Origin of the sequence: Aureimonas sp. AU22, from assembly GCF_001463745.1 — a bacterium.
GTDB lineage: Bacteria > Pseudomonadota > Alphaproteobacteria > Rhizobiales > Rhizobiaceae > Aureimonas.
Genome location: NZ_BBWJ01000004.1, coordinates 151,280 through 175,152 on the forward strand (window position 1 = coordinate 151,280; position 23,873 = coordinate 175,152).

The following is a 23,873-nucleotide window of genomic DNA, read 5'->3' on the forward strand; positions in this document are numbered from 1 at the left end:
TCCTCCTCCTGCAAAACCATCGTCGCGCGCAACGAACGCGTCGTCGCCTCGATCCGGCCAGAGCTATCGGACGCCCCTACCCGCCGCTAGCCGCGCATCCCGGCACACTGTGTTGCGGAAAGCGGAACTGGCGTGGCGGCCCCCCCCTCTCGCGGAGGTCACGGCTCGGCGCTAGCGAAGCGCGGATCGTCGCCGAGCAGCTCGATCAGGAGCTCGGTGAAGATGCGGACCTTCCGCGCGGGATGCTGGCCGGGCGGTCGCACGACGTAGGCGCCTGCGGTCGGCGGCGGATAGCGCGTCATGATCGGAACCAGGGCTCCCGATGTGATGTATTCGTGCGTGACGCAGTCGGGGATCCAGGCGACGCCGAGGCCCGCGGCGGCGGCGGCGGCAAGCGCGTTGGCGTTGTCGGCCTTGAACCGCCCCTGCGGCTTCACGGTCATCACCTTGTCTCCATCCATGAACTGCCAGGCCTCCGTGCCCTGCATCAGCGCCTGATGGGCGGCGAGGTCCGAGGGGGTGTCCGGCGCGCCGTGCGCCTCGATGTAGCTCGGGCTTGCGACCAGTTTGCCGGAAATCGGACCGATGCGCCGGGCGATCAGGTTCGAGTCCTGGAGGTAGCCGACCCGGATGGCGCAATCGAAGCCTTCCGTGATGAGATCGACGAACCGATCGCCGTAGACCGAGTGGACGTGCAGTTGCGGGTGGCGCCGTGCCATTTCCGCGAGCATCGGGGCAAAGTGCGTCGGGCCGAAGGAAAGCGGAACGGCCACGCGCAACCGGCCGCGAAGCTCGCCGTTCGGTACCACGGCTTCCCGGGCCGCCTCGATCTCGGCGCCGACCCGCGCGGCATGGTCGCGGAAGGCGTTGCCGGCTTCGGTCAGGGCAGCGCCGCGCGTGTTTCGCGCGACGAGCTGCACGCCGAGTTCTTCCTCGAGCCGCATCAGGCGCCGGCTGACGATCGATTTCGAGACGCCGAGCCTGCGAGCAGCGGCCGAAACGCCTCCCGCGTCGGCGATTTCCACGAAGATCGAAAGGTCTTCGGTATCCATCCGGCGTTCCCCGTTTCGCGACACGATAGCCCTAGATGACGGCCACCGTAGCATGCGGGAGAATGGGAGGGTGGCCATGCCGGGATAACATCGGCGTCAGCGGTTCCCTTCACCATCGACGCGCAACGCCGGACCGGCTCCCTCCTCCATGCGCCGATGCAATCATTGAGAGTTGTTGCAGGTTGACGCAATCTAGGGTTGCTACGGTCAACATTCGGTGCCCCGCTTCGTGTGAAACCAGCAGACGATTGCCGCCATGTCCCACCCGCCCCTTACCGACGTCGATCGTCACCGAGTAACGGCACTCGAGCGCGTGTTGTCCGGTCGTGCTTCGGCACCCATGCCGAGAATGGCGTGCCGGCTGCTGCTGGCGCTCTGCCTCGCATTGGCTGCCGGCTGTGCGTCGCGTGGCGAGATCGACCGCTTCTCCACCATCCGGGACGTATCTCCGCGCGAGGCCTTCGTCCTGCCGCAGTCGGGCGGACCGGCCGTGGTGGGCGTTCTGGAACAGCGCTACCGCAACGGCGTCGAACAGGAGATCGTCCTGGCGGGCGGCGGCGGTGTCGGGGCCCAGAACACGATCCGTGCCCACTTCATCGGTCCGGTCGACCGCTCGACCTCCGGTCGCACGGAACTCTCGGAACGCTCGCTGGCACGCGCCGACATCGCCGGTGAACTCCGACGGGAGTTTCCCGGCGTCGCGATGCGTCGCTCGCCCCTCTACGTACAGAACCGCTATGGCCCTTTCGGCTTCGCCACCGGACGGCTCGGCTCGACGAACTGCCTCTACGCGTGGCAACGGCTCAGCGGAACGGACCATGCGACGCTGCTTCTGCGGCCGCGGGGCATCATCAACCTGCGCCTGCGCCAGTGCGAGGCCGGCGCCACCGACGCGCAGCTTCTCGCGACGATGTACGGTCTCGGCGTCAACGCCTTCCTGAACCACTTCTCGTGGATGCCCTACGGCGACCCGCCCGCGCCCTCGGCAACGCTGGGCGAAACCGGCGCGCCCCTCTATCCCGAGCCGCTGGTAGCGGCGGCGGACACCATCGCCCCGGCAGCGCCGGCCGAAGACCCAGCGCCACGGCCGCCCCCGCCCCGTCGCGCGGCCCGTGCGGTTGCGGCTACACCGCCGGACGCCCTGCGGCCCGAACCGCTCCCCCAACCCACCGGCCCCGCCGTTCCTCCACCTCCCGGAGAGGCGCCCGCATACCCCGCCCCCGCACCCGCGGCGTCGCCGCCGGGACCGACGGGCGCGCGATCCGAGGGGGACGGAACGCAATCCGCAGCGCGACCGGTGGTTGCACCACCGATGATCTGTTCCGATGGCCGGCTGATGGGGACCGAAGGCTGCTGAACCCAGTGCCGGGCCGATCACGACGGTTTCGAACGAGGCCAGGACCGCAATCATAGATTGCAAGTTCCCTTACCCTTTCGTAGCACTGAGAGGCGTTCGATCCCGATGCGGCATCCGGCACTCGGCGAGCGAAGAGCCTCCGTATCCTGCCCCTGTCCACCGGGACTAGACATGCTGCGCATCGCAATGACCCTCCTGTGGATCCTGGCCTCGGCTCTGGCGATCGCCATGATCACGCTGCCCGTCAGCCTGCAGGCGCAGTTCTTCGCCGTGCTCTTCGTGCTCGGCGTCATGATGATCCTGAAGACGCTCGATCTCGGCGGCGTCTGGCGGCTCGTGGCGCTGGCGCTCGGAACCTCGATCGTGCTGCGATACGTCTACTGGCGCACGACCTCGACACTGCCGCCGGTGAACCAGCTCGAGAACTTCATCCCGGGCTTCCTTCTGTATCTCGCCGAGATGTACAGCGTCTTCATGCTGGCGCTCAGCCTCTTCGTGGTGGCGGCGCCGGTGCCGCCCCGGCTATCCCGCTCGCTGGCGGCGGACCGGCGACCACCGACGGTCGACGTCTTCGTTCCCACCTACAACGAACCGATCAAGCTCCTCGCCAACACCCTGGCGTCCGCGCTCGCGATGAACTACCCGGCCGATCGGTTCACGGTCTGGCTTCTCGACGACGGCGGCTCGGAGCAGAAGCGCCAGTCCGACGACATGGTGGCCGCCGAGGCGGCGCAGCGGCGCCACGTCGAGCTGCAGGCGCTCTGCGCGGCGCTCGGGGCACGGTATCTCACCCGGGCGCGCAACCTTGCCGCCAAGGCCGGCAACCTCAACAACGGCATGACGCAGTCCAGCGGCGAGCTGATCGCCGTCTTCGACGCCGACCATGCGCCCGCCCGCGACTTCCTGGCCGAAACCGTGGGCTATTTCGAGGACGACCCGCGCCTGTTCCTGGTGCAGACGCCGCACTTCTTCCTCAATCCCGATCCGCTGGAGCGCAACCTGCGCACGTTCGCCAAGATGCCGTCCGAGAACGAGATGTTCTACGGCATCATCCAGCGCGGCCTCGACAAGTGGAACGCCGCCTTCTTCTGCGGCTCCGCGGCGCTTCTGCGGCGGGAGGCCCTTCTGGAGACGGGCGGCTTCTCCGGCGTCTCCATCACGGAGGACTGCGAGACGGCGGTGGAGCTTCATTCGCGGGGCTGGAACAGCCTCTACCTCGACAAGCCGCTGATCGCGGGCCTACAGCCGGCGACCTTCGCTTCGTTCATCGGCCAGCGCTCGCGCTGGGCGCAGGGGATGATGCAGATCCTTCTCCTGCGCGCGCCGCTGTTCAAGCGCGGCCTCTCCTTCCCCCAGCGCCTTTGCTACACGTCCTCCACGCTGTTCTGGCTGTTTCCCTTTCCGCGGCTGATGTTTCTCGTCGCGCCGCTCTTCTACCTGTTCTTCGGCCTGCAGATCTTCAACGCGTCCTCGGGCGAGTTCGTGGCCTACACGCTCACCTACATGGCCGTGAACCTGATGATGCAGAACTACATGTACGGCTCGTTCCGCTGGCCATGGATCTCCGAGCTCTACGAGTACGTGCAGAGCGTTCACCTGCTGCCGGCCGTCGTCTCCACCATCCGCCACCCGAAGAAGCCGACCTTCAACGTCACGGCCAAGGACGAATCGATCGAAGTCAGCCGCGTGTCCGAGCTTGGCATGCCGTTCTACGTGATCTTCGCGATCCTGCTTCTCGGACTGGTGGCCACCGTCTGGCGTGTGATCGACGAGCCCTATCGTGCCGACCTGACCATGGTGGTGGGCGCCTGGAACGTCCTCAATCTGGTGATTGCGGGCTGCGCGCTCGGCGTCGTATCGGAGCTCGGAACCCGGACCGTCAATCCGCGCATCCCCGTGAAGCGGCGATGCGAACTGCGGATCGGGGAGGCGGCGCTGGCCGGAACGATCGAGGACGTTTCCGTGTCCGGCGTCGCCGTTCGCGTGACGGGAGCGCTGCCGCACGAGGCCGAGCGCGGCACGGTGGCGACGCTGACGGTGCGGACCGACCGGGCGACGGACAACGACACGATCCCGGTGGCGTTCAAGCGCATGACGCGGGGCGAAGGCAGCATGGTGCTGGGGTGCGCGTTCATCACCGAGGGGCCGCACCACAACCGCCTGATCGCCGACCTGATCTTCGCCGATTCCGCGCAGTGGGAAGCCTTCCAGCGCGCGCGCCGCCGCAATCCCGGCCTTCTCGGTGGCTCGGCCTGGTTCTTTGGCGTGTGCGTCTACCAGACCTTCCGCGGGCTCGGATACCTCCTGCGCTCGGTGGGCCGAAAGCCGACCGCCGAGGCGGCGACCGCAGTGGAGGCGCACGGATGAGCCGGCGCATCGCCCCAGCCCTCGCCTTCCTTGCCGCAGCTTTCTGCGGCCCCGCCGGCGCCCAGCCCGCGCCCTTCGACATGAGCGGCGAGCGCCCGCCGGCGACCGAGTCTCGCCCCGTACGGGAGGCCCCGCCAAGTTCTCCTGCGGCTGACGTGTCGTCGGGTGAGCCTGCATCCGACGCGCCGCCGGCCTCAGTGCCGCCCGCATCCCCTGCGCCCCAAGCGAACCGGGCGGCCATTCCCGCGCCGGGCGGCTGGCGTCGTCATCTCGTCGCCGGACCGGAACTGGCGCTTTCGGGCGAGACCGATCGCCGACGCTGGTCGGTCTACCTGACGCGCGAAGAAGCCGAGGCGTCCGCCCGGCTCGCCATCGCCTACCAGAACGCCATCCTGGTGGCGCCGGAAGCCTCGCGCCTGCGCGTCCTCGTCAACGACATGCCGCTCGTCGACGAGCCGGTCGCCTCGTCCGACGACATCGGCGACCTGTCCGCCCCGGTGCCGCCGGGCCTGCTGCACCCCGGCTTCAATACGATCAGCGTCGAGAGCACCCTGCGACACCGTACGGACTGCACGGTCTCCTCCACCTACGATCTCTGGACCCGTCTGAATTCCGCCGGCACCTTTCTCGAATTCACGGGCACGCCGGCCGATTTCGCGGCGCGCCGGCTGGAGGACATTCGCGCCACGGGGACCGACGCGGAAGGCCTGACGCATATCCGCATCACGCTGCCGGACGGTCAGCTCGGTGAAGCCGCAGAGACCGTGCTGCGGCTCTCGCAGGGTCTCGCGCTTCTCGCGGCCATGCCGAACCAGTCGGTCGAAATCGTACAGGGAAGCGTTCCGCCGGTCCGCTCCGGGACACTCGACGTCGTGGTCGCGCCGGCCGACGCCGTCGGCGCCCTGATGGGAACCGGAACGAGCGCACCGGCGGGCGGGACGAGCTTCCTGCAACGCACGGACGGCTCCAGCGTGCTCGTCGTCACCGGCACCGGGTGGGACGAGGTTCGAGCCGGCGCGGAGCGCATCGTCTCGTTCGTGGACCCCGAGGACCGCGCGCCGCGCCCGGCCTTCCTCAGCCCCGCGCTGCGAACGCCGGATGCCCCATTGATGCGCCAGGGCGGAGCGCTGCGCTTTCGCGATCTCGGCGTGGCCTCGCAGGAGTTCTCCGGCCGGCGCTTCCGCACCGAGTTCGCTGTGGCATTCCCCGGCGACTTCTTCGCCCGCGCCTATGGCGAGGCGGTGATGCGGCTCGACGCCGCCTACAGCGGCGAAGTGCTGCCGGGCAGCCTCGTCAACGTCTATGTCAACGGCAACATCGCCACGACCCTGCCGATCGGCGGCGGTGGCAGCGGTGCGCTGAACGAGTTCCCGCTTCGGGTCACCATGCGCCACGTGCGGCCGGGGGCCAACACGATCGCCCTCGAGGCCAACCTCCTGACCGCTGCCGACGATAGCTGCGCGCCCGGCACCTCCACCGGCGGCACGCCACGCTTCGCCCTGTTCGACACGTCCCGGTTCGAGGTCCCGGACTTCGCGCGGATCGCTCGCGTACCCGACCTTTCGGCGTTCCAGGGCGTCGGTTTCCCCTACAACGTGGCGCAGAAGCCGGTGGACGTGGTTCTGCCGGACGACCGCCCCGATGGGCTCGACGCCGCTGCCGACCTGTTCGGGCGGGTCGCCTTTTCCGCCGGCCATGTGATTCCGCTACGTGTGGCACGGACGCCGGCTGCCCCGGCGTCGCACGCGCTCTTCATTGGGTCGCCTCGCCAGCTTCCACCCACCGTGCTGTCGCAGGTCAACATCGACCCTAAGCGGGCCGCGGAATGGGGAGGCCAGACGCCCGGCCCCGCCGCACGTCCCGAGCTGACGCCGGACAGGTGGCAAGAGCAGTTCGGCGCCGCCTCCGGCTGGCGCGGCAGGCTGGCGGATCTGGGAGACTGGTTGCGCTCGACCCTCGACATCGAGGCCGGTGGGCTGCGGCTTCTGCCGGCACAGGAGCAGCCGTTCACGCCGGGCGACGACGACGGGCTGGTGATCGCCCAGGGCGCGGCTGCCGACGGAGCGGTCTGGACTGTGGTGACATCGCCCAGCACCGCCACGCTGAAGGACAGCGTCGGACTGATCGTGCGCGAAAGCAACTGGGTGCAGCTCGACGGCCGTGTGTCAGCATTCGACCCCGCGACGGGAACCGTCACCAGCCAATCGCTCGGCGCGGCAAGCCTCCTGCCGACGCAGCCCTTCTCGCTGGCGAACCTTCGCCTGATCGTCGCCAACTGGTTGTCGGAAAACGTCCTCGCCTATGCCTCGCTGATCGTGGCCGTGGCGCTGCTGCTCGGCGTCGCCACCACCGCCTTCGTGAAGACCCTGGGGCAACGGCGATGAGAGTGTGGAAGATTGTCCTCACCGCCCTGCTCCTCGCCTGCTCGCCGGCCCTGGCCGCATCGACGCTCTCGGCCGACAGCTGGGCCCGCTACCGCGCGAGCTTCCTCGACGACACCGGGCGGATCGTCGATACGGGCAACGACGGCATCAGCCACAGCGAGGGCCAGGGATACGGCCTGCTCCTCGCGGTGATGGCCGACGACCCCGCGAACTTCGACCGAATCTGGAGCTTCACGCGCACGCAACTCCTCGTGCGCGACGACGGCTTAGCCGCTTGGCGCTGGACGCCCGGCGCGCAGCCGCCCGTCACCGACCTCAACGATGCCAGCGACGGCGACATTCTGATCGCCCTCGCGCTGGCGCGGGGCGCCGACCGATGGCAGCGACCCGACCTCCGACAAGCCGCGACGGCGCTCGCGGAAGCCATCGGCTCGCATCTCCTGTTCGAGCATGACGGGCAGGTTCTGCTGCGGCCGGGCGTCGCCGGTTTCGACCGGAGCGATCGAGCGGACGGTCCGGTGGTGAACCTTTCCTATTGGGTCTTCGAGGCGTTTGGGGAACTCGCCGCGCTCGCGCCCGATCACGACTGGATCGGCGTGGCAAAGAGCGGGCGGCAGCTGTTGACGCAGGTGCTGTCCGACGCACCACTGCCGCCCGAATGGCTCTCCGTCGCCGACCGTCCGCGGCCGGCCGAGGGCTTCCCCGCGGAGTTCGGCTACAACGCGCTCCGCCTGCCGCTCTACCTGATGCGGGCGCAGGAGGGCGACGCGGATCTCATGCGCAAGCTCGCAAGCGCGATGACCGACGAAGACGGCAATCTGCGGATCGTCGACCTCGCGAGCGGCGCCACCACGCACACCTTGAGCGATTCGGGCTATCGCATCATCCCGGCCGCCATCGCCTGCGTGCTGGACGGGGCGCCGGTGCCGGAAGACCTGCGCCGCTTCGCACCGACCCTCTACTATCCCTCCACCCTGCATCTCCTCACCCTCGGCACCCTTTCGGAGACGCATCCCGAATGTCTGCGATGAAGTCCGTCACCGCGCTTTCCGCGATCGCCGGCTTTGCCGTCCTGATGTACGGATGGCGGGACGGCGACCCCGCCTCGCGGCCTTCGGCGCCGAGCGTTCTCCGGCACTCCCTCGGCGGCAACGTCGCCGCTGCGGCCGAGCCGGATAGCGTATCCGCGGCCGCGGAGCCGACGCCATCATCGGCCGCGGCGTCGGTGCCATCGAGCGCGTTCCCTCGCCCGCCGGCGGCCGGTTCCAATGCCGCGACGCCGGCGTCCGGCACACCATTGCAGATCGACATCACGGCCCTGCGCTACTTCGCCCAGCAAGGCGACACGCGGCGGCTCGAGATCGAGATCGCGCGGCTCAAGGCCCTCTATCCGAGCTGGCAACCTCCGGAAAATCCGCTGGATCTTCTCACCAACGCCCCGCAAGGCGATCCGGAACTCGACCGCATCTGGGAGCTCTACGCCCAGGGCAAGTTCGCCGAAGTGCGCGAGGCCATCGGCGCGCGGCAGGCGAGCCAGCCCGGCTGGCAGCCCCCGGCCGATCTTCTGGAGCGCGTCGGCGTCGCCGAGGCGCGCCTGCAGCTCGTCAACGCCTCGAACCTGCAGCAGAGCGAAAGCGTGATCCGCATCGCGGCCGCTACCCCGAGCCTTCTCACATGCTCGGAGGTCGACGTCCTGTGGCGCGTCGCGCGCGCCTTCGCCGAGACGAAGCGCCCCGATCGGGCGAAGGACGCCTATCTCTACGTGCTCCGCAACTGCGACAACGCGGGGGAGCGTCTCGCCACGGTTCAGATGGCGGTCCAGCGCCTGTCCCGCGCCGACCTCGAGCCGCTGCTCGCGACGGAACGCACGGGGCCGGACGGGGTGGGCGAATTCGCGTCCGTGCGCACCGATCTCGCACGTGCAGACGTCGCCGAAGCGGCGGACGATGCCGCGTTGCAGGTTTCCGACGCCGATCTGTCGCTCCTGCGCCGGCTCACCGAAGCACCGGACGGCAAGGCGTCCGATTCCGAACTCCTCGGCTGGTACGCCCTGCGCCGCGGCGATCCCGCCGGGGCCCTGCCGGACTTCGAGCACGCCCGCACCAGGGAGGACAGCGCGACGATCTCGCAGGGATATGCCCTGTCCCTCATCCCGCTCGGCCGTTTCGCCGATGCCGAGGGGGCGATGACGCCATGGCGCTCGGCCTCCGACGGGGCACGAGCGGTCTATCTCGCCGCTGCCGCCAACCTTCTGGCCGCAAGCGCGGGCCAAGCCATCGCGCCCGAAACGCTGGCACGCATCGCGCAGGCAGTCGGCGAAGGCCAGGATGCGGCAAGCGCCCAGCAACTCGGCTGGTACGCCTTCCACTTGAACCAGTTTCCAACGGCCGCCCAGTGGTTCGCGGCGGCGCTCCGGTGGCAGAGCGACAACGAGCCCGCGGCCTACGGCCTCGCGCTCGTCGAGCAACGCCTCGGCGACCGCGCGAGCCTTGCAACGCTTCAGCGCACGTTCGGCGGGCGCTCGCCGCGCATCGCCGCGATCGGACGACCCGACCAGGCGCAGGTCGCGGCAGCGCAGGCCGCCCGCGAGGCCGGTGGAGCGCCCGCCGCCCTTGCGGCTCGCCCTCTCCCCGATGCGGTGGCGCCGCCGGTGGCATCGGGCGCCCTCGCACCCGCCCCGCTTGCCGCCAACCCGCTGCTGTCCGGGGCCCACTCCGCCGCGACGGCCTATGCCGAACCACCGATGCCCGCAGCCTCCCGCCGCCGGGTTGCCGAGGCGCCGCCACGGCCTGTTCCGTCAACCTCTCCCCGCCGCCAAACCGACACGCGCGGGTGCCGGGGAGCCGAGATCGACCCCTCGACGCTCTCTCCGGAGGGGGCGATGGCGCGCGGCTGGTGCCTTCTCGGGCTCGACCGGTCGCTGGAGGCGGCCGCCGCCTTCGAGAGTGCGGCGCGGCGCGGCCAGGGGCGGACGCGTCAGGACGCGTCCTATGGCGAAAGCCTCGCCTATCTTCGCCTCGGGGTCGGCGACCGCGCGGCGATCGCCGCTGCCCGTTCGCCGCAACCGACCACCCGCCGTATCGAACTCGATACGGCGATCCTTTCGGCGCGCGCGACCGGCGCGTTCGAGCGCAAGCGGCCGGTGGAGACGCTGCAGGCCCTGGACGAGCGGGCGCGCATCGCGCCCGAACGGCTCGATCTCATGGTGCTGCGGGGCTACGCCTATCTCGAACTGCGCCGCTGGGCGGACGCGCGCCGGGTCTTCTCGGCCGTGGCGCGGACAGGCAACCGCGAGGGCGTTCGCGGTCTCGCCGCGCTCGATCAGGCGCAGGGTCGCTTCCCCACCGGCGGCTGACCGAAGGGGGGTTACCGAAAGCCGCAAACGGCTGTTCCGGGCTGCCTCGCTCCAGCGAAGCGCGCCGGCGTCAGGCCTTGCGCGCGAGGCTGATCATCTGCATCGCCGTCGCCAATGCCGCGAACGCACCGCCGAGAAGCGCCACCGCTCCCCAGCCACCGAGGTTCCAGGCCTGGGTCGCGCCCGCAGACCCGAGCGCTCCGCCAAGGAACATCGTGCACATGAAGATGGTGTTCAGGCGACCGCGGGCCTCCGGCCGCAGCGCGTAGACGACATGCTGGTTGGAGACCAGCGCGATCTGCATCCCGAAGTCGAGCAGGACGACGCCGACGACGAGACCGGGGATCGAGTTCCAGACACCGAAGACGATCCACGAGGCGAGCACCAGCGTCGCACCCAGCGCGATGACCTTGTGCGGCCCCCGGCGATCGGCGATCCGCCCGGCGATCGGCGCCGCCAGCACGCCGACGGCCCCGATGACGCCAAACAGGCCGGCGACATCGGCGCCGAGGCCGAAAGCGGGCTCCTGCAGGCGAAGCGCGAGGATCGTCCAGAAGGTGCTGAAGCCGGCGAAGAGCAGCGCCTGCGTCGTCGCCGCGAGCCGCAGGGCGCCGAATTCGCCCCACAGCCCGCCGAGCGAGCGGATCAGGGCGGGGTAGCGAAGGGCCGTCGTCGGTTCGCTTCGCGGAAGCATGACGGCCATCATGGCGGCGGCCGCAAGTGCCAGGGGAACGCCCAGCCAGAACATCGCGCGCCAGCCGGCGGCAGTGGCGACGAAGCCTGCCAGGGTGCGGCTGAGAAGGATGCCGCAGAGGAGACCGGACATCACTGTCCCAACGGTCGCCCCGCGCCGCTCCGGGGCCGACAGATGGGCCGCAAGGGGAACGATCTGCTGCGCGACGGTCGCCGCCGCGCCGACGAGGACGGAGGCAAGAACGACCATCGTCGCGCTCGGCGCCATGGCAGCCAAGGCCAGCGCGGCCGACAGGGCAAGGAACTGCACGACGATCAGTCGCTTGCGTTCGACGAGGTCGCCGAGTGGCACCAGCAGGAAGAGGCCGAGCGCGTAGCCGAGCTGCGTTGCGGTCGGCACGAGGGTGGTCGTGGTCCCCGGGAGATCGCGCTCGATGATGCCGAGCATCGGCTGGTTGTAATAGATGTTCGCGATCGCGAGGCCCGTCGCCGCCGCCATGGCGAAGGTCAGCCCTCGCCCCATCGCCGCGACGGCGGATGGCCGCGCCCTGTCAGCTGACATCGTCATGGGATAACTCCGGTGGATCCGCCCGCTCGAACGAACGTCGAAGCGGGGTGCCGCGAGGCGGTGCGTACGCGGCCGAAGGCCGCGCGCCAAGGCCTAGATAAGCCGATGTCGCCTCCGGGCGGAGGTCCAATCTGTGGACGGACCTTCTCCCGAAGTCGAACGTCTCTCCGGTCAGAGTTGGCCGGCGGCGGCAAGCTCGCGGGTGCGCTTCAGCGTCGACAGGAGAGCGCTGCGGTAGCCCGTGTCGCCGTCGAACTGGGCCTGCTCGGCCTGTTCCTCCGGGCCGTTCGGCTCCTTTCCGCGCAGTCCGAGATAGCAGTAGAAGCGGAGCTGGAGCGCGCCGGCGTCGTCTTCGAAAAGTTCGTTGACGATGGCGCCCTCGCGCGGCCCCGATGCCTGGAAGAACGTGACCTTGGCCTAGCGCTCGAGCGTGATGATCTCGCTGAGGTCGATGCCGGCGATGGTAGCCTCGCGAACGAAGTGGGTCGCGCTCTCCTCGACGACCTCGCAGCGGGTGCAAAGGCCGGGCGGCAGGAACTCGCGGGCGTCGCGCGCCTTCAGCTCGAGGCCCGCCCAGACCTGCGCGCGGGTCAACTCGGCTTCACCCTCCGGGTTCACCGGAACGGTTGCGGTGGAGTAGATCATCGGAATGTTCCTTCTGCGCGATCGGTGCCGGCCGGGGTCAGGCGGCGGCGAGGGTTTCGAGGGCGAAGCGGCGATAGGATCTCAACGGGCGTCCGAGGAGAGCGGTGAGTCGGTCGCGGTCCCCGGTTTCGGGGAGCATGCCGTCGGTGAGGAACCGCTCGGCCATCAGGCGCATGTCGTAGGCCATCCAGCCCGGCATGAACTGGCGGGAGTTCCGCTCGAACGCAGCGGTGTCCTCGCCGCCATAGGCGACCGGGCGTCCCGACGCTTCGGTCCAGATCGCGGCGATATCCGCCCCGGTGAGCGTGTCCGGCCCGACGACGTTGATACGCTCCAGCGGGAGCACCGCCGGCGAGCTTTCGCGGCGAAGCAGATCGATGACCGCGATCTCGCCAATGTCGCGGGCGTCGACCATGGCCAGACCCTTGCCGCCGATCGGCATCGGGTAGACGCCGTGGCCCGTGACCACGTCCTTGATCGCGACGTCGTTGTTCATGAAGTAGGCCGGGCGCAGGATGGTGGCGCTGAACCCCATCGCTTCGATCATGCGTTCGACGCCGAACTTGCCGGCGAAGTGAGGCACGTTCACGTAGACGTCGCTATGGATCACCGAGAGATAGACGACACGCTCGATGCCGGCCTCGCGGGCAAGGTTGAGCGCGATCAGGGCCTGCGTGAATTCGTCGGCCACCACGGCGTTCAGGAGAAACAGCGTCGAGACGCCGGAAAGCGCCTGGCGCAGGGAATCGACGTCGAGGAAGTCGCCCCGCACGGTTGAAACCTCGGCTGGAATGTCGGCCTTGGCGGGGTCTCGCACGAGCGCGCGCACGTCGGCCCCGCGGGAGACGAGTTGCTCGACGACGTGGCGGCCGATCGTGCCTGTGGCACCGGTCACAAGGATGGTCATGGGGATCGCTCCGTTCGGTGTGGGCTACGATTGCAAGATCGGTGATCCCCGTTCATTCCAATAGACGCCGATTTTGGACGCGCCGTCTCACAGGTGGAACAGATGGACCTTCTCGCGCTCGCCGACTTCAACCTCGTCGCCCGCCACGAGGGGTTCGGCCGGGCCGCCCGTGCTTCGGGACGTCCGAAGGCGACGCTGTCTCGCCGCGTCGGCGACCTGGAGGCCAGTCTCGACCTCCGCCTGTTCGAGCGTGGCGGCCGCATCCTCAAACTCACGGAGGAAGGACGCGCCCTCTTCGAACGGACCGCTGCGCTGCTGACCGACCTCGAGGAAACCACGACCGCCATCGCATCCGGCGGACGGCGGCCGTGTGGACGCCTGCGGATCAGCGTGCCGCTCCTGTTTTCGCAGACCGCCATGGGCAGGCTCGCGGCGGGCTTCGCGCTCCGGCATCCGGACGTTCGTCTCGAGGTGACCACGGAGGACCGTGCCGTCGACATGATCGAGGAAGCCTACGATCTCGTGATCCGGGTGAACCCGAAGGCAGACGAGAGCCTCGTCGGGCGCGTGTTCCTCCGCGATCGACTGGTGGTCGTCGCGGGAGCGCAAGTGAAACGGCCGACGGGCGCCTCGCCCATCGACGCGGTGGTTCGGGGACCGACCGCCGCGGACGAGACGTGGAACATCGTCACCGCGAACGGGCGATCCGACATCGTGGTGCGTCCGGTCCTCAGCCTGTCGTCGATGATCATGGTCCGCGACGCCGCGCGGACGGGGGTCGGGGTCGCGCGGCTTCCCATCTCGCTCGTCGGCCATGATCTGGCGGACGGCACCTTGGTGCACTGGGGCGACGTCGACGGGTCGGAGATCGCCCTCTGGACGCTCTATCCGACCCGGAGACTGCTGAGCGCGCGGGTTTCGGCCTTCCTCGACTTCCTGAAGGAAGCCTTTCCGAACGGCACGCCGGACGAACTGGCGAACTACGTCGGACGGTGACGGCGCGATCCCGACTGCGAACGTCGCGCCGAGGCCTTGAGGCGCTCCGCCCGCCGTCGCCTCATCCGGCAAGCTCGAAGGTGGAAGCGTCGCCCCGGTAGGTCTGTGCGGTGCCTTTCCGCGTCCGCTTGGCCGCATACAGGGCGGCGTCGGCTTGGCGCAGCAGAGCCTCCCCGTCACCGTCCGCGTCGCTCGACCAAGCGATACCCACAGTCCCGGTCACGTGGACGATGTGGCCCGACCCGCTCGCCACGATGTCGAAGTCGCGCAGGAGGCGGTCGACCAGCGGCGCGAGGTCCGATCGACCAACCTCGGCGGGCATCACGATGGCGAACTCGTCGCCGCCCAGCCGCGCTGCGAAGCAGGCGTCGTGACACGGTTGGCGAAGGCGTTCGGCGACGCGGCGCAGGACATCGTCGCCCGCCGCATGGCCCAGCACGTCGTTGACGCTCTTGAAGCCATCGAGATCGATCAGGAGCACGGCCAACTCGCGCCCGATGGCTTTCGCGTCGCGCAGGTTCTTGGCGAGGACGCGGTTGAACTCCGCGCGGTTGGGCAGTTGCGTCAGGTCGTCGGTCCGGGCCTGACGGCGCAGGCGCTCCTCGAGATCGTGGCGCTCGGTGATGTCCTGGATCAGCCCGATGAGAGCGACGGGACTGCCCTTGGACAATTCGATCTCGCACGAGCAGCGCACGCGTCGCGCGTTGCCCTTCGCCGTCACGAGGTCGGCGTCTATCTCGAAGGGTTCGCCCGTATCCAGCGTGCGCATGACGGCATCCAGAAAGGCCGTGCGGTCGGGCTCTGGGAAGAAGCTCATGATCTCGCCGTTCGGCACGCCGCCGCCTATGGGCAGTTCGTGGATGGCAAAGACTCCGTCCGTCCAAGACGTCGCATTCGTGCCGATGTCGTAGCGCCAGGATCCCATGTCGGCCATGCGTTCGGCCTGCTTGAACTGCCGGCGTTCGCGCTCCAGCCGCTCCATCGCGAGGCGACGCTGCTCGGCCGCCTCGGCCGCCCGCAAGGCCACGGCCCGCGCATCCACCAATGCCTCGGCAAGGCAGGCGAGTTCGGTCAGGGTCTCCATGTCGACCGCCGTCGCCTCGCGCGGCTCGTCGTCGAGGACGCACAGCGTCCCGATCGTCACCTGCTCGCCATCCAGTTGGCGCACCCGCACCGGAACGCCCGCGTAGAAGCGGACATGGGGCGCGCCCGTGACGAAGGGACTATCGGCGAAGCGTGGATCGAGCCGGGCATCGGCGACCGTCATGGAGGCTTCGCTCTCGAACACGGCGGTACACAGCGCCGGCCCGCGAGCGGTCGAAGGCGCCAGGGGCCCGCAGCGTGCCTTGAACCACTGGCGCTCGGGGTCGATCAACGTGATCGACGACATGCTGGTGCCCAGCATGCGCCTCGCGAGCCTGGCGAGCGCATCGAACTCGCGCTCGGGTGGGGTGTCGAGGAGGGCGATCTCGGCCAAGGCCTTCTGGCGGATCGCTTCGCGTTGACTGTCTCGCATGCGAGGCCCCCCGAACTGGCGACGGCGGCTCGCGAATCGTCGCCGCCCTTTCGTGCCTTCTACATCGCGATCGCTTAAGGTCTCCTGATCGAGGTCCGTCGCGGTCGCTGCCCAGCGGATCGGCCGTCAGCGGCCGAGGGCCGCCTGACGCTGGAGGGCAATGCGCTGCTGCAGGCGCTGCTGGAACTGGTCCACAACCACGGCCGCGATGATCACGAGCCCCTTGATGACGGTCTGCCAGAAGGAGGACACGCCCATCATCACAAGGCCGTCGGACAGGATGCCGATCACGAAGGCACCCACGATCGTACCGCCGATCCGCCCGCGCCCGCCCGACATGGAGGTGCCGCCGAGCACCGCCGCGGCGATGGCGTTCAGCTCGAAGGTCTCGCCGGTGGCCGGGTGCGAGGCGACGAGCTGCGAGGACACGATGAGCCCGACGATCGCCGCGCAGAAGCCGGAGAACATGTAGACGAACATCTTCGTCCGGTTGACCCGGAGCCCGGACAAGGCGGCCGCGCGCTCGTTGCCGCCGACCGCGTAGATGGAGCGGCCGAGCGGGGTGCGGGCTGCGAGATAGGCAGCCCCGCAGCCGACCGCGACCAGCGTCCAGATCGAGACGGGCACGCCGAGGAAGGAACCCGACCCGATCAGCGGGAAACTCGACGTGCCCCATTCGGCCGAGCCGCGCAGGTTCGGAAAGGTGGCTCCCCCGGAGGACAGAAGCGCGAGACCGCGCGCGACGTAGAGCGTGCCGAGCGTCGCGATGAAGGGCGCGACGTTGAGCCGGGTGATGAGGAGCCCGTTGACTACGCCGACCAGCACCCCCACGCCGAGCGTGATCAGCACGATCTCGAACGTGTTGAAGAAGACGGTGTAGCCGATGAGATCGATCGCGACCCCGTTGAGGACGAGATAGCCGGCCACCATCCCACACAGGCCGACGATCGATCCGACCGACAGGTCGATACCGCCGGTGATGATGACGAACGTCATGCCGATCGCCAGGAACGCGTTCAGCGCCACGTGTTCCGACATGATGATGAGGTTCGCCGTCGACAGGAAGTTCGGGGCGGCGAAGGAGAAGAACAGCACCACCGCGATCAGCGCGATGAAGGTGCGCGCCTTGAGGAGGAGGAGCGCGACGGACATGTCGCTGCCGGAGGCGGCGGCCGCGGGATGGGTGGCGGTCATCGGCGGAGCTCCGACTGGGACGGGATGGGGCCGGGCGCACGTCCGTGGCCGGCAGCGGACAGGGCGACGATCTCGGGCTCGTCGGTCCGGGAGCGCTCGCGCTCGCCGGTCACGCGTCCGTTCGACATGACGATGATGCGGTCCGACAATTCCATCACCTCCTCGAGGTCGGAGGTGACGAAGAGGATGCCGAGCCCCTGGGCGGCGAGGTCGCGCATCACGCGGAAGACCTCGGCCTTGGCGCCGATGTCGATGCCGCGGCTCGGCTCGTCCATGAGGAGGACCTTCGGGCCCGTCATCAGCGCCTTGCCGATCACGATCTTCTGCTGGTTCCCGCCAGAGAGCGACGACACCGGGTTGTCGATGCTCGATACCTTCACCGCGAGGCGCTTGACGAAATCACGTACGCTCGACCGCTCGCGCTTCACGTCGAGGTGGAAAAGCCGCGTGAAGGACGACAGGCTCGACATCGACATGTTCTCGGACACCGACAGAATCTGCACGAGGCCTTCCGCCTTGCGATCCTCGGGGATCAACGCGATGCCGCGCTTGATGCGGCCGTGGATCGAGCGGTCGGAGAGTTCCTGTCCGGCGAGCGTCACGCGGCCGGATGCCAGCGGCTCGCGGCCCATGATGCAGTCGAAGAGCTCGGTCCTCCCTGCCCCCATCAACCCGTAGATGCCGACGATCTCGCCGGCCCGCAGCGACAGGGAAACGTGGTCGACCGCGAAGCCGCCGCCCTTTCTCGGCAGCGTCATGTCGTCGACGCGCAGGATCTCCGGCCCGTAGTCGTGCTGGACCGTCTTGGCGAAGTCCTTCGACGAGGAGCCGATCATCGCCCGGACGATCCAGGGTACGTCCACGTCGGTCATCGGCTGCGCGCCGGTAATGCGCCCGTCGCGCAGGACCGTGATGTAGTCGCCGATGCGCACCAGCTCCTCGAGCCGGTGGGAGATGTAGACGATGGCGACCCCTTGGGCCTTCAGCTCGCGGATCACGCCGAACAGGATCTCGACTTCGGTCGCCGAGAGAGCCGAGGTGGGCTCGTCGAGGATCAGGATGCGCGCGTCCTGGCTGATCGCCTTGGCGATCTCGACGATCTGCTGCTCGCCGATGCGCAGGTCGCCGACCGGCATATCCGGCGGATTGGAGTGTTCGAGGCGGGCGAGGAGCGCGCGCGCCATCTCGTTCTGCGCGCCGCCGTCGATGTCGATCCCCAAACGCGTCTTCTCGCGGCCGATGAAGATGTTGTCGGCGATCGTCATGTTCGGGAAGAGATTGAGTTCCTGAAACACGATGCCGATACCGAGCCGTGAGGCGGCTGCCGTGTCGGGCAGCGAGACCGGCTTGCCGTCGAGGAGGATCTCGCCATCCGTCGGCTGCTCGACGCCCGCGATGATCTTCATCAGCGTCGACTTGCCGGCGCCGTTCTCGCCGACGAGCACGTTGACCGCGCCGCGCCGGACGTCGAAGTCGACCCCCTTGAGGGCCTGCGTTCCGGGATAGACCTTGGTCGCCGCCCGGACGGACAGAACGATCTCGTGGCTCACGCGCCCGCCCCGAGCTTCACGAGGACCGGGGTGACGAGAACCTTGTCGGCGGCCGTGCGCAGGGTGAAGACGCCGGTCGCCTCGACGCGCGATCCGATCAGCGCATCGCGCGGCAAGTCCTTCAGGACGCGCTCGAAGGCCTGCGTGTTGAAGGCCTTGGCGACGTCGGCATATTCGATCTGGTTGGAGTAGCTCGTGAAGGAAACGAAGGGCAGGACGTCGCGGATCGACGTGCCCTTGATCACCGGTCCGAGCTGCAGCGTGACGTCCGCCTTGCCGTCGCCGTCCGTGTCGACGTCGGCGGTGGCGGCACGCGACTTGGTGTTGGCTTCGACGATCGTGCCCGTGATGGCGACGGGGAAGTTCCACGGCGCGCCTTCGGGCACTTCGCGGTAGCCGAACGTCTTGCCCGTGGCATCGAGCCCGCCGCCGAGCGCTGCGCGGATTTCGGCCAACGGCTTCGCCTTCTCGACGATGTAGGGCACGATCTCCGCGTCCCAGCGGCCCGCGACGTCCGACCCGGCGGCCGGCTTGGCTGACGCCTCGGCCCGCGCGGCCAGCTCGGCCGTTTCGACGAACTTGCACCCCGGCAGAGCCAGAAGCAGCGCGACGGCAGTCAAAAGGGACAGGCGGTTCATCGGCAGCCTCGACGCGGAAGGGCGAACGGGAACGGGGCCGGCGAACCGGCCCCCGAACGGCGACGGGCGACGGCCATCGCCGTCGCCCGGTTTCCGTTCAGTCCTTCATGGCGAAGGTTTCGAGCTTGGCGGCGTTGTCCGCGTTGATCAGGACGCAGTCCATCAGCTGCTTCTCCTCGACGCCGGTCTTGCCGGTGTCGAGATACTGCTTGGCCTGCTCCACCGCGAGCTGAGCCTGGCGATAGGCCGGCTGCAGCACGGTCGCCTTGATGCCGCCCGCCTTGATCGAGTCGCGCACGTCGTTCGAGCCGTCGAAGCCCACCACGATCACGTCGGTGCGGCCGGCCTGTTCCAGCGCCGCCCAGGCGCCCATGGCCATCGTGTCGTTGCCGGAGATGACGCCCTTGATCTCCGGATTGGCCTGGAGGATCGTCTGCATCTTCTCGAAGGCTTCGGTCTGGCTCCAGTTGGCCGACTGCTGCGCCACCATCTTCATGTCGGGATACTGGTCGATCACCTCGTGGTAGCCGCCCGAGCGGATGCCGGCGTTGGTGTCCGCCTCGCGACCGAGAAGCTCGGCGTAGGGGCCCTCCTCGCCCATCAGCTTGACGAACTCCTCCGCGCCGAGCTGTGCGCCCTGGTAGTTGTTGGAGACGATCTGCGAAACGGCGATGCCGGTTTCGTTGATCTCGCGGTCGATCAGGAAGGAGGGGATGCCGGCGTCCTTCGCCTTCTGCACCGCGGCCGTCGTGGCGGCGGCACCCGCGTTGTCGAGCACGATGGCCTTCGCGCCGCGCGCGATCGCCGTGTCGATCAGCTGGTTCTGCTTGTTGGCGTCGTCGTCGTGAACGAGGACCAGCGGCTCGAAGCCGAGTTCCTTGGCCTTGGCCGCAGCACCCTCCGCCTCCGCCTTGAAGAACGGGTTGTCATGGCTCGGCGTGATGATGGCCATGAGATCGGCGGCCGACGCCGGCAGGGGCGTCAGCGCGAAGGCCGCGGCCGAAAGCGCTGACAGAACGAACCTCTTGAGCATGGCGATCCTCCTCATGCGAAGAGGCAGGATCCCAGCGATCCGCGCTCCATCTCCGCTCCCTCCTCCAAAAGGGTTGGCGGACTATCCATACCAAAGCGCGGGTCGTCAACTGGTATAATGACGTGCGAACTTTCGTTAGCGCTGCATTCCGCATCGGGAAGGCCGGGCGCCGGCATCGGATCGCTCCACTCCGGCATCGGGCCTGTCGAGACGACGGTCCGGCGTTTGCGCGTTTTCGACCCGCCGGACCTCTTCAAGTCGTGGCCATCAAGCATGACGGAATGTTAAATGACGTAGCGTTAAGGTTCGCCCCCATACAGGGTGGCGCGTCCCGTCATGCGATGAAGCACCTCTCCTGCTCCGACGCCGGCCGAAGCCGCCAGCGATTGTGGACCGGCGCGACAGGAGGTGCGACCATGCTTCAGCAGGTGACGGATGGATCGGCTACGATCGGGGACCTGGAGGCGCTGGATCTGTTCCTGGCCCGCATCGCCGTATCGCCCGACGGAACCATCCTGCGCACCAACGCCCGGTTCCTCGAGATGTTCGACTACCGCGCCTGGGACCTCGCCGGGCGCAACCGAGCCATTCTGCTGCCCGACGACCTCGACGCCACCGAGGAAGAAGGCGTTCGCCTTGCCCTCCAGGACGGGACGCCCTTCCGGGGCGAGGTCCGCCGGCTGAGACGTGACGGCACGGTGATCTGGGTCGAGGCGAGCTATGCTCCGCTTCGCGACGCCAGCGGTCGCGTCAGCGAGATCGTCGTCCTGATGTGCGACGTGACCGAGCGCCGGATCCGGACCGCCGATGAAGGCGGGCAGATCGCCGCGCTCAACACGTCCCATCCCGTGGTCCATTTCGCTCTGGACGGCACGATCCTAGACGCCAACACGCTCTTTCTGGAGGCGATGGGCTACACCCGTGCGGAGATCGCCGGCCGACACCACCGGATCTTCGTGGATGCCGCGGAAGCGGCGGCCCCGGAATACCAGACCTTCTGGGCCGACCTGGCGAAGGGTGCGCATCGGTCCGGCGAATATCGACGCCACGGCCGGAACGGCCGCGTCGTCTGGCTCCGCGCCACCTACAACGCCATCCTCGACACCAACGGTCGCCCCTTCAAGATCGTCGAATACGCGGTGGACGTCACGGCCGAAAAGTTGCGGCAAGCCGATCACGAAGGGCAGATCGAGGCGATCCACAAGTCGCAATGCGTCGTCTCGTTCGCGCTCGACGGCACGATCCTGGATGCCAACGCCAACTTCCTCGGCGCTGTCGGCTACCGGCTGGAAGAGATCGCCGGGCGCCATCACCGCATGTTCGTCGATCCATCCCACGCGCACTCGCTGGAATACGAGATCTTCTGGAGCGACCTTGCCGAGGGACGTCACCGCAGCGGCGAGTTCAAGCGCCGGGGGAAGAGCGGAAGCGAGCTGTGGCTCCAGGCAACCTACAATCCGGTGTTCGATCACGAAGGAAAACCCTTCAAGGTCGTCAAATACGCAACCGCGATCACCCGGGAGAAGCTTCGGCAGGCCGATCACCAGGGGCAGATCGCGGCCATCCACAAGTCGCAGGCGGTCGTCTCCTTCGCGCTCGACGGCACGATCCTCGACGCCAACGACAACTTCCTGGAGATCACCGGATACCGCCTGTCCGAGGTGCGCGGCCAGCATCACCGCATGTTCGTCTCCGCGGAAGAGCGCGAGAGCCAGGGTTATCGCACCTTCTGGCAGGAGCTGGCCGGGGGCGAGCTGCGCGGCGGCGAGTTCAAGCGCATCTGCCGGGACGGACGCGAAGTCTGGCTGCAGGCGTCCTACAATCCGATCTTCGACATGAACGGGCGCCCCTTCAAGGTCGTCAACAATGCGGTGGACGTGACGGCCGAGAAGCTGCGGCAGGGCGACTACGAAGGTCAGATCCGGGCCATCCGGAAGTCGCAGTGCGTCGTCGCCTTCGACATGGACGGCATCATCCTCGAGGCCAACCGGAACTTCCTCGACGCGATGGGCTACGAGGCCTGCGAGTTGGTCGGCCGTCACCATCGCATGCTGCTCGAGCCGAGTTTCGCGCAGAGCGACCAGTATCGTCAGTTCTGGCAGCAACTGCGCGACGGCCAGTTCCTGTCCGCCAAGTTCCGAAGGGTCGGCAAGGACGGGCGCGAGGTCTGGATCCAGGCATCCTACAACCCGATCCTGGATCTCAACGGACAGCCGTTCAAGGTCGTCAAGATCGCAACGGACATCACGGCCGACGTCGCGCTGGCGGCGGACCTCACCAGAGCGCGGCGCGAGGTCCTTCACGACGGGCTGACCGGACTGCCCAACCGGACCGGCCTGGCGAACTTCATGCGCGACGCTCTGGAAGCCCCCGACGCGAAACTCTCGGTTCTCTATCTCGATCTCGACCACTTCAAACCGATCAACGACACGTTCGGGCACCATGTCGGTGACCATGTCCTGCGCGAGCTGGCCGCGCGGCTGCGCCTCGCGGTCGAGGACGACCAGATCGTCGCGCGGGTCGGCGGCGACGAGTTCGTCGTGGCCGCGCCCGATCTCACGCGCGAGGGCGCCGCGGCGTTGGCGGATTACCTGATCTCGGTCGTGAAGGATCCGATCCGCTACGAGAAGAACAGCCTGACGGTGGGCCTGTCGATCGGCATCGCCCAATCTCCGGGCGATTCCCGCAGCGAGAGCGAGCTTCTGCGCCATGCCGACGTGGCGCTCTACCGGTCCAAGGGCGGACAACGCGGCATCTACAGTTTCTTCTCCGATGGGACGGAAGCGCAATCGGAAGCGGGACGCCATCTGGCGCACGAGATGCAGTTCGGCATCAAAGCCGATCAGTTCGAACTGATCTACCGGCCGAGATTCACGGCCGAACACAGGGTCCTCGAGGCGGTCGAGACGCAGATCGAGTGGAACCATCCCGAACGCGGTCGCCTCACGGCGGACGCCTTCCTGTCGCTCGCCGAGGAAAGCGGCCTGATCGTGCCCCTCGGCGACTGGGCCCTGCGGGCGGCCTGCCGGGCCGGAGCCGGTTGGCCGATGCTGGTGGTCTCGGTCGCCATCTCGCCCGTGCAGTTCCTCAGCGGCGATGTTCCCGGCGCCGTCAAGCTCGCCCTGCGCGAGACCGGACTGCAGCCCGAGCGCCTGGAACTGCGCGTCCTGGAGGGTCTCGTGCCGGTGGATGCCGAGCGCATACGCGACGACCTCGCCGGTCTTTGCATGCTGGGTGTCAAGGTCGTGGTGGAAGGCCGCGTCGTTGGCGAAGACATGACGGGGGGCCGGCATGGCTGGCCCGTGGATCACATCCTGATCGACCCGAAGACGCGGTCCGATCTCGAACGACAGGGGCATGCCAGCGTCGCCGATATCCAGATGCTGGAGGAGAGCCTCGGAATCTCAGGCGACGATGCCCCCGCGCGCCATGCCGTCGCCGACATCCTGACCTTGAGGCTCGACCGGAACGCGCGGCTCGAAGCGTATCTTTCGGCGGAGCCGCGCGATGCGAACGCGATCGGCAGCCTGGTCGTGGGTCTCGGTCGCCCGGGCTCGCGATAGGCACCGGGCCTCGGCGCGGCCCGAACGGCCCGTCCCGCAAACGAAGCCGCGCAAC

The 23,873-nt window shown here is 68.4% G+C and carries 15 protein-coding genes and 1 pseudogene; 7 read left to right on the forward strand and 9 right to left on the reverse strand.

Translation table 11 applies throughout. The features are described 5' to 3' along the window. Positions 1 to 158 precede the first annotated feature (158 nt). Complete coding sequence (locus AUL34_RS01215) at positions 159 to 1,052, reverse strand: LysR family transcriptional regulator (RefSeq protein ID WP_061929931.1); 894 nt, start codon at positions 1,050 to 1,052, stop codon at positions 159 to 161. A 256-nt stretch (positions 1,053 to 1,308) separates the two neighbouring features. Here AUL34_RS01215 and bcsN point away from each other — a divergent pair, with 256 nt between their 5' ends. From bcsN to AUL34_RS01240, 5 genes are all read left to right on the forward strand, one after another. After that, positions 1,309 to 2,409, forward strand: a complete 1,101-nt coding sequence (bcsN, locus tag AUL34_RS01220; RefSeq protein WP_082653063.1) for a cellulose biosynthesis protein BcsN — start codon at positions 1,309 to 1,311, stop codon at positions 2,407 to 2,409. Positions 2,410 to 2,580: 171 nt separating this feature from the next. Next, positions 2,581 to 4,776 carry a UDP-forming cellulose synthase catalytic subunit gene (gene bcsA / locus AUL34_RS01225; RefSeq protein ID WP_061929938.1) on the forward strand — a complete coding sequence of 732 codons (2,196 nt, stop codon included), beginning with the start codon at positions 2,581 to 2,583 and terminating at the stop codon, positions 4,774 to 4,776. Then, the gene (locus AUL34_RS01230) at positions 4,773 to 7,160 is read left to right on the forward strand and encodes a cellulose biosynthesis cyclic di-GMP-binding regulatory protein BcsB (protein WP_082653064.1); all 2,388 of its coding nucleotides are present in this window, start codon (positions 4,773 to 4,775) and stop codon (positions 7,158 to 7,160) included. The genes bcsA and AUL34_RS01230 overlap by 4 nt, the downstream gene beginning before the upstream one ends. Then, positions 7,157 to 8,191 carry a glycosyl hydrolase family 8 gene (locus AUL34_RS01235; protein ID WP_061929944.1) on the forward strand — a complete coding sequence of 345 codons (1,035 nt, stop codon included), beginning with the start codon at positions 7,157 to 7,159 and terminating at the stop codon, positions 8,189 to 8,191. The genes AUL34_RS01230 and AUL34_RS01235 overlap by 4 nt, the downstream gene beginning before the upstream one ends. Next, positions 8,188 to 10,515 carry a hypothetical protein gene (locus AUL34_RS01240; RefSeq protein ID WP_061929947.1) on the forward strand — a complete coding sequence of 776 codons (2,328 nt, stop codon included), beginning with the start codon at positions 8,188 to 8,190 and terminating at the stop codon, positions 10,513 to 10,515. Before AUL34_RS01235 ends, AUL34_RS01240 begins: the two co-directional genes overlap by 4 nt. A 70-nt stretch (positions 10,516 to 10,585) precedes the next feature. Here AUL34_RS01240 and AUL34_RS01245 read toward each other — a convergent pair whose 3' ends face one another. The 3 genes and pseudogenes from AUL34_RS01245 to AUL34_RS01255 form a co-directional block, all read right to left on the reverse strand. After that, positions 10,586 to 11,770, reverse strand: a complete 1,185-nt coding sequence (locus AUL34_RS01245) for an MFS transporter (protein ID WP_244492415.1) — start codon at positions 11,768 to 11,770, stop codon at positions 10,586 to 10,588. Between the two features lie 177 nt (positions 11,771 to 11,947). Next, a pseudogene (locus AUL34_RS01250) lies at positions 11,948 to 12,421 on the reverse strand (AtaL-like protein). Between the two features lie 37 nt (positions 12,422 to 12,458). Further along, positions 12,459 to 13,328, reverse strand: a complete 870-nt coding sequence (locus AUL34_RS01255) for an NmrA/HSCARG family protein (protein ID WP_061929954.1) — start codon at positions 13,326 to 13,328, stop codon at positions 12,459 to 12,461. Positions 13,329 to 13,430: 102 nt separating this feature from the next. Between AUL34_RS01255 and AUL34_RS01260 the strand changes: the two genes are divergently transcribed. Continuing rightward, positions 13,431 to 14,324 (forward strand): LysR family transcriptional regulator, encoded by an 894-nt coding sequence (locus AUL34_RS01260; protein WP_061929956.1) that lies wholly within the window; start codon positions 13,431 to 13,433, stop codon positions 14,322 to 14,324. A gap of 61 nt (positions 14,325 to 14,385) precedes the next feature. Here AUL34_RS01260 and AUL34_RS01265 read toward each other — a convergent pair whose 3' ends face one another. The 5 genes from AUL34_RS01265 to AUL34_RS01285 form a co-directional block, all read right to left on the reverse strand. After that, positions 14,386 to 15,840, reverse strand: a complete 1,455-nt coding sequence (locus tag AUL34_RS01265) for a diguanylate cyclase domain-containing protein (protein ID WP_061929959.1) — start codon at positions 15,838 to 15,840, stop codon at positions 14,386 to 14,388. Positions 15,841 to 15,966: 126 nt separating this feature from the next. Next, positions 15,967 to 17,034 (reverse strand): ABC transporter permease, encoded by a 1,068-nt coding sequence (locus AUL34_RS01270; protein ID WP_061929962.1) that lies wholly within the window; start codon positions 17,032 to 17,034, stop codon positions 15,967 to 15,969. Then, complete coding sequence (locus AUL34_RS01275) at positions 17,031 to 18,584, reverse strand: sugar ABC transporter ATP-binding protein (protein WP_061929965.1); 1,554 nt, start codon at positions 18,582 to 18,584, stop codon at positions 17,031 to 17,033. The genes AUL34_RS01270 and AUL34_RS01275 overlap by 4 nt, the downstream gene beginning before the upstream one ends. Beyond that, a complete protein-coding gene (locus tag AUL34_RS01280; protein ID WP_061929968.1) occupies positions 18,581 to 19,222 on the reverse strand; it encodes a DUF2291 family protein in 642 nt (213 codons plus the stop codon). Before AUL34_RS01280 ends, AUL34_RS01275 begins: the two co-directional genes overlap by 4 nt. Before the next feature lie 97 nt (positions 19,223 to 19,319). Further along, positions 19,320 to 20,255 (reverse strand): D-ribose ABC transporter substrate-binding protein, encoded by a 936-nt coding sequence (locus AUL34_RS01285; protein WP_370539014.1) that lies wholly within the window; start codon positions 20,253 to 20,255, stop codon positions 19,320 to 19,322. 416 nt (positions 20,256 to 20,671) lie between these two features. On the opposite strand from AUL34_RS01285, the gene AUL34_RS01290 reads away from it, so the two are divergent. Then, complete coding sequence (locus tag AUL34_RS01290; protein WP_061929971.1) at positions 20,672 to 23,818, forward strand: bifunctional diguanylate cyclase/phosphodiesterase; 3,147 nt, start codon at positions 20,672 to 20,674, stop codon at positions 23,816 to 23,818. Positions 23,819 to 23,873: the final 55 nt, after the last annotated feature.